The organism is Moorena sp. SIO2C4, assembly GCF_010672485.1.
GTDB classification, from domain to species: domain Bacteria; phylum Cyanobacteriota; class Cyanobacteriia; order Cyanobacteriales; family Coleofasciculaceae; genus Moorena; species Moorena producens.
This window is the reverse complement of record NZ_JAAHGN010000357.1, coordinates 1-6,786: the sequence shown is the minus strand read 5'-3', so window position 1 is coordinate 6,786 and position 6,786 is coordinate 1. Positions and strand designations below refer to the sequence as shown.

Genomic DNA, 6,786 nt, shown 5'->3' with positions numbered 1-6,786 from the left:
TCTCCCCATCTCCCCATCTCTCCATCTCTCCATCTCCCCATCTCTCCATCTCCCCATCTGCCACACCGATGGCTAGATTAGGTGGCGGGAGCTCCTGGTGGTTGCTGCTGACTATAAATATTTGTCTGGGTGCCATTGCGAGCCCATTGACGATAATCCAACAACAGCTGGTGCATCAATGTTTGCTTAATCCTGACCAAAACGCTTTTGAGCAAACCATTGCCAGTGGTTTCTAAGATTGGCTTGGGAGTAAGGGAAAAAGGTAACGGTACATCAACCTTGACAGTTAAATCGGCTCTGCCGGTGAGCTTAGTCACTCCTTGATCTTCCCAAGGATGCAGTTTGCCGGTTAATTGCAGTGCAAAGCGTTGATTGATATAGTCCAATCCCAGAATTTTACAACCGACAGACCTCAGATGAACGGTAGCGTCAGATTCCGCCCACACTTCTAGGTCTACCGTGGGCTGAAATGTCAAGGACATAAAGTGTAATGGATTCATTTTCAGGCGAAAGCGCTTCTGAGTCACTTGTTGGATGCGATTCAGGTCTGCGATCGCATACACTATCCGTTCCGGCTGACGCAAGTAGTGCTGAATTGGCACAGATTCCTGTGGCACAGTCATTTCCACACACTGGGAAGCAAAAAACTGGGTGGTCATAGAGGAAAAAACACTCAATAGATGTATGCTTTTACTTAATATTACTTTACAATTCTTCAGTTTTGGTATTAGAATTTTCATTTTACCGGAGTATGCTACCCCAGAGAGTACTTTTTTTATTTTCTAGAGATTTTTCTATAGATTTCTAATCGTCTTTTTCCCCTTTCTCCATTCCCTCAACCGTTACTGATACTCTGACCGGTGGGGATGGTAACGATACCCTCAACAGTGGGGATGGTAATGATCTAATTGATGGCAAAAATGGCAACGATTTGCTTAACGGCAATGCAGGTAATGATGCGATCGCAGGTGGACGTGGAGATGATAGACTAATTGGTGGTAGTGGCAATGATAGTCTTTACGGACAATTAGCTATTACTATCAACGCTAATATTATCGCCACTGGAATTTCTTCTTCCTCTACAACAGAAGATCAGAATTAGCTAAGTACCTGGACAAAAATCAACCTCACTTCTTGATGCAAAGCGCGAGTGGGGGAAACCACGGCAGTCGCTCATGGGGGAGACCACGGCAGTCGCTCATGGGGGAAACCCCCAAGACCGCGCTGCCTCCCCAAGACCGCGCTGCCTCCCCAAGACCGTAATGGTGCGTTTGACCCGTAATTAAATTCGCCACGGGTCGCACCTCTGCATCGCTGTATTAACTTGTGTAAAGTTGCCAAAAGTCCGTCTGCTCCCTGCTCCCTGCTCCCTGCTCCCTGCTCCCTATTTCAACAGTTAATTTTACTTTTGTCCGACTACTTAGATGAGAGAGATGGTGATGATATTCTCGGTGGTGGCGGTAACGATGTGATTTTAAGTATTAATAGTTAGTAGTTATCTAAGCATTCAGCTATCAGCCATCAGCTTTCTGTAATAGAGATTAAACGAATGCTTACCTATGCAGGCTGTTCCCTTTCGCCTAGGGTGCGCCGTTCGCGTAGCGTGCGCCAATGCGCATTGCGCATAAGCTGAATGTTTACATTCTTAGTAACAACTTCTTCCAACTATATTATTCCCAACAAATGAGCTCTTGTTAGGAAGTTGAGAACCCCAAGAATCACCATCAAAATATTCGACTTTAGTTCTACCATTTAAAGTGTATTCAGCCAAGGTACCATCCCATGTCCAAGAAGAACCCAATTTACTTAAAGCGCTATTAGAAAGTTTTACTGTTGCTATTCGAGAACCGAATCCTGATAGACCAAACTTTTCTACAGCTACGAAAGTACCTGAGCTATTTACTAATAAAAATGAGGCTATTCCTTTTTCCTCATCCCAATCCCATCCGCGAATGCTATCACTATTTGAAATATTAATAGTCGCTAGTTTACGACCGAATTGTCCTGTGTCTGGATTAAATTCCTCTACAATGACAACTGATTTACTACCGTTGAATATAACGTAACTAGCTAGACGACCTTTATAACTCCAACCTCTAACTGAATTAGATTGGGAAATTGTCCTGCTACTTGCATCACCTTGTACATTCCTATAACGAAGCTTGGCAGCCGAACCATTAAAATCAACAGTAGAACATGCCTGATTAGCAAAGGCAGGTTGAGAAGATAAAAGTGTGAGTAAGGATGTAGCCATCAAAAAAAAATTGATATTCCATCCATTATTAACTAATTTAAGCATTTTTATCTCTTAATGTTTAGTTTGTGACATTTAGAGGATATCTGAAAAGTTTTTTTATACTGAATTTTGCCCCCCTAGGGCGTGTCTTCAAACTCGGAGATCCCCCTAAATCCCCCTTAAAAAAGGGGGACTTTGAGTATGGCTCCCCCCTTTTTTAAGGGGGGCTGGGGGGGATCATAATCTTGCCGAAAACTTTGAAAACACGCCCTAGCCCCCCAATTATGGCGGGAACAAGAATATTTGCTGCTAAAAGTCCCCCAAAATTGGGGGATTTAGGGGGCTTGGATGTAGCAAATGAGACTTCTCAGACAACCTCTTATGCATAAATTATACAAAATCCGGGTTGGGTTGAGGTCAAGATGCTGTTGGCGAATTATTTCTTAATATCTGAAAGCGTTATTATGCGGTTATTAACTTAACAAAAATACATAAAAATTAACTAGCTTGCTCAATTAACCCTAAAGGCAATTCTGCTAACTGTTTCAACTCCAACCCTCCCTCAAATATCTCATCAATCCCCAGCATTTGACCATCAATGGTCATAAACTTATGATCTTTTGTAGCTCGAATCACTGAGCCATCTTCTAGAGTATATTCAAACACCTCTTGCTCTCCCCGGTTATGCCACTGAGCAATAGGTTGGGTATAGACATAGCCATTACTATCAACGCTATAGACAGTACATGGGATACCTTTTTCGACAATCTCACCAATCGCTATTGGACCATACTCTACTGTGATAATCTCCGTATCATAGCTGAGACAATATTCGGCAAATTTAATCATTTGGTCAAATAACTCCTCAGCTATGTCTTGAGTCACGCCATTTTTGGTTGAACCATCGATAAAAATCTCCCGATGCTTCTGCATCTCAGCCACTTTCTTCTTACCCATGCAATTGTGAGCAATAAAGTCATTGGCAAGAAAGTTATGAGTTTCAGCAATACTTAAATCAAAAACATCCTCTTGGCCAAGATACTTCAGCTCAACAATCTCATCCCAGAAAATATCTGAGTCAGTAATCCCCATCAAGGCTTGATTCTGAAAAGCCCTAGGTAAATTTTCCCCTTTCAGAGTTGGATAGCTAGAAGCTAGAGGTTTTATAGAAAAATCTCCATCACCAATGATCTCAGCAGTTACCTTAACTTTACTATTCGACAGTTCACGACTGTAGGGAATTGGTAATGTTTTCGCTAAACCGATCGGGCTTCCTATGGTAAACTCTTTCAGAGGCTTCCATCCTAGACTGGTGTAGAAAAGATGATCATCCGTTGCGCGAATGTTGCGGTTAGTTTTGGTAGTAATCTCCCAAACATCACGAATCCCATTAGGATGAATTTCGACAATTGGTCGTTGGGTAATTTTTTGGGTCTTTAAATCCAGGGAAAAAACCTTTCGTCCCAACCAGTAACTAGATTTAGAAGCAATCTCCTTCAGAGAAACTAAACGACCGGTTGCTGGATCCACTATCTCAGTTGATCCACTCAAACATCGCCTCAGTAAATCCGCTTGACCTAGAGAATAACCGGCCAAATCCTGGGCCATCCGCATGATGCTTTCCTGAAAGCAGTTATGAACTACTACGCCATGAGCCAGAAAGTATGGGGAAGATTGTTCCTCCATTTGTAGATCAAAACACTCTTGTTGCCCACTCTCTTCTACAGCGGTAACATAAACTATCCGAACATCCCAAGTCTTGTACTGTGACTCTTTCGGTCTGGGTAGCGTTGCCTGTAGACTTCCGTAGGGTGCGTTAGGGACGGGCTCGCCCTGATTTTCCGCCTCGTAGTCAGCTTTGGAACAGCGCGTCCCGTAACGCACCACCGGGTCTAAACTGTTGCTCGCTCCGGGATATTTTTCATAAACTTCAGAACCCAAACTATGAGCATTATTAACAACCGGGTTTACTGGTTTCAGCTCATAGGCAAATTTATCTCCATCTGGTGTTAAAAAGCGATGGTTTTTACTGGAATAGATAACTGTACCACTAGATAACGTAATTTTCAGGATGTCTTTGACACCACTGCACCATTGCTTGGCTACCCTTGCTGGCCAAACTCGTTTACGATCAGAGGTTAATACTAGGTCGCCAGATTTAATTTCCTCAATGGGCACATAAGAACCATCGGGCTTATCAATTAAGGTACCTTTTGGTAAACATAGAATTCCATAAGTCTCCCTTAAAATAGGCTCTAATAGAGGATGTTGATACTCTACTTTTTCTCGACCATGTTTACGATTAATAAACTGAGGAATCAGACCAGCATCCAGAGGACCAGGGCGATAAAGAGCTAAAATTGAAGATATATCTTCAATACTGTCAGGTTTCAGGTCTCGCACCACCTGACGCATTCCGGAAGATTCTAATTGGAATACTCCTTCTAACTGGCCTTTCTCTAGGAGCTCGTAAGTTTCTTGAACACCTGGGGGTTTTTTCTTCTGTTCACCCTTGGCTAAAATTTTCCTAGATTTAATTTCCTCTAGGGGAATATCATCTAAATCGAGTTCAATATTTTGAGTCTTTTTAACTAACTCTTTGGTTTTCTGAATAGTGGTTAAGTTCTTTAGTCCTAAAAAATCCATTTTCAGGAGTCCCAGAGATTCCAGGTCTTCCATAAAATACTGGGTGATCACTGCACCATCATTATTCAGTTGTAATGGCACAATTTCATCTAAGGGGTCTGCTGAAATAACCACACCAGCAGCATGGACACCAAAGGTTTTATTTGTCCCTTCAATCCGAATCGCCATATCCACCCAACGACGCACTTCCGGATCTTGATCGTAAGCTTCTTTAAACTCTGGTGTTGGTGTCTGATCAGAAATCATGACTGAGAGTTTGGCTGGCTTACCTCGCGCCACTGGAATCATCTTAGCCATACGATTCGATTCTTGGTAGGCAATTCCTAACACTCTCGCTACATCTTTTAATACCGCTTTAGAGGTCATGCGGTTAAATGTAATAATCTGGGCTACTCGGTCTTCACCATAGAGATTGGTGACATATTTAATCACCTCATCCCGTCTTTCAATGCAGAAATCTGTGTCAATATCTGGCATGGATTTCCGCTCTGGATTTAGAAAGCGCTCGAACAGTAGCCCATGATGTACAGGATCAATGTTGGTAATTTCTAGGGCATAAGCCACTAGAGAGCCTGCTGCTGAACCACGACCCGGACCAACGGGAATATCATTGTCTCTGGCATATTTGATGTAGTCCCAAACCACTAAAAAGTAGGTAGAAAACCCCATCTGCTGGAGCATTTTTAACTCATACTCCAGCCGGGCTTTATACACTGGATCAATTTCACTACGAGAGCGACACTTTAGCCGCTTCATCAGTCCGTTCCAGGTAATTTCTTCTAAATAGGTGTCAGGGGTATAATCCTTGGATACCTTGTAGTGTGGGATGCGAGGTTCCCCCATAATATTGTAGTGCTTGACTTTATCGGCCACTTCTAAGGTATTTGCGATCGCATCCTCTATCACCTGCGACGGTAAATGATCTCGAAACAGCCGTTTCATTTCCTCTGCTGACTTGAGATACTCCGTGCCACTATAGCGCATCCGTTTCTCTTCTGTAACCAGTTTAGCGGTTTGAATACACAGCAAAGCGTCATGGGCTTCTACGTCATAGCAGGAGATAAAGTGGGAGTCATTAGTCGCAACAATTTTAATTCCTAATTCACTGGCAATCTTGACAATCGCAACATTAACCACTCTGTCTTCTACAGAGCCGTGGTCTTGAATCTCTAAATAGTAATCATCCCCAAAAACATCTTGGTACCACTTAGCTACTTTACGGGCTTGATCTAAGTCACCTTTTAGGATAGCTTGGGGAACTTCGCCCCCCAAACAAGCACTGGTTACAATTAACCCTTCGTGATATTGCTCCAGTAATTCTTTATTGATACAGGGACGAGCAAAAATACCTTTACCTGGCATCCCTTTGAGGTGAGAAATAGTTGTTAGTTTTACTAAGTTTTTGTAGCCTTGGGTATCTTTTGCTAAGACAACTTGATGATATTTTCGGTAACGCTTATTGACCTCAATATCCCCGTTTATCACATACATTTCGTTACCGATTATCGGCTTAATGCCCTTTTTTAGGCAAACTTTAATCAGTTCAATAGCACCATACATCACACCATGATCTGTCAGTGCGATCGCAGGCATTCCCAAATCAACAGCTCGATCGATCAGTGCTGGTAGCTGAGATGCTCCATCCAGTAGGCTATAATCACTGTGAATGTGTAGACCAACAAAAGACATAGTTACTGTTAATTATAAACCGATGTTGCTGATTATTTTAATGATTAACGAACCTACGATCCACGTCTAGTACCAAAAGAAACTAGTACCAAAAAACTAGGACTTATCTTAAGCACGGAAATCCGTTAAACGACTTCCAACCCTTCTCACATCCAATGGTGGATTTTTAACCTGATTAGTATTCAAATTGCTGTTAAGTTCCCGAATACGGCGGG

6 protein-coding genes and 1 pseudogene are annotated in these 6,786 nt (G+C 42.5%); 3 read left to right on the top strand and 4 right to left on the bottom strand.

All coding sequences use genetic code 11. The features are described 5' to 3' along the window. Positions 1-77: 77 nt before the first annotated feature. Positions 78-659: a DUF1997 domain-containing protein gene (locus F6K20_RS18760; RefSeq protein WP_287295617.1), complete on the bottom strand. Its 582-nt coding sequence runs from the start codon at positions 657-659 to the stop codon at positions 78-80. Between the two features lie 170 nt (positions 660-829). Here F6K20_RS18760 and F6K20_RS18755 point away from each other — a divergent pair. After that, positions 830-925, top strand: a pseudogene (locus F6K20_RS18755) (hypothetical protein); the annotation flags it as partial. 6 nt (positions 926-931) lie between these two features. Continuing rightward, on the top strand, positions 932-1,102 hold the full coding sequence (locus tag F6K20_RS18750; RefSeq protein ID WP_008188843.1) for a hemolysin-type calcium-binding repeat protein: 171 nt from the start codon (positions 932-934) through the stop codon (positions 1,100-1,102). A gap of 25 nt (positions 1,103-1,127) precedes the next feature. Here the strand turns inward: F6K20_RS18750 and F6K20_RS18745 are convergent, their stop codons facing one another. Then, positions 1,128-1,295 (bottom strand): hypothetical protein, encoded by a 168-nt coding sequence (locus F6K20_RS18745; RefSeq protein ID WP_287295615.1) that lies wholly within the window; start codon positions 1,293-1,295, stop codon positions 1,128-1,130. A gap of 29 nt (positions 1,296-1,324) precedes the next feature. Here F6K20_RS18745 and F6K20_RS18740 point away from each other — a divergent pair, with 29 nt between their 5' ends. Further along, positions 1,325-1,492 (top strand): hypothetical protein, encoded by a 168-nt coding sequence (locus tag F6K20_RS18740; RefSeq protein WP_287295613.1) that lies wholly within the window; start codon positions 1,325-1,327, stop codon positions 1,490-1,492. 153 nt (positions 1,493-1,645) lie between these two features. Here F6K20_RS18740 and F6K20_RS18735 read toward each other — a convergent pair whose 3' ends face one another. Then, on the bottom strand, positions 1,646-2,299 hold the full coding sequence (locus tag F6K20_RS18735) for a hypothetical protein (RefSeq protein WP_008188846.1): 654 nt from the start codon (positions 2,297-2,299) through the stop codon (positions 1,646-1,648). 435 nt (positions 2,300-2,734) lie between these two features. After that, the gene (gene dnaE, locus F6K20_RS18730; RefSeq protein ID WP_287295611.1) at positions 2,735-6,571 is read right to left on the bottom strand and encodes a DNA polymerase III subunit alpha; all 3,837 of its coding nucleotides are present in this window, start codon (positions 6,569-6,571) and stop codon (positions 2,735-2,737) included. Between the last annotated feature and the right edge of the window lie 215 nt (positions 6,572-6,786).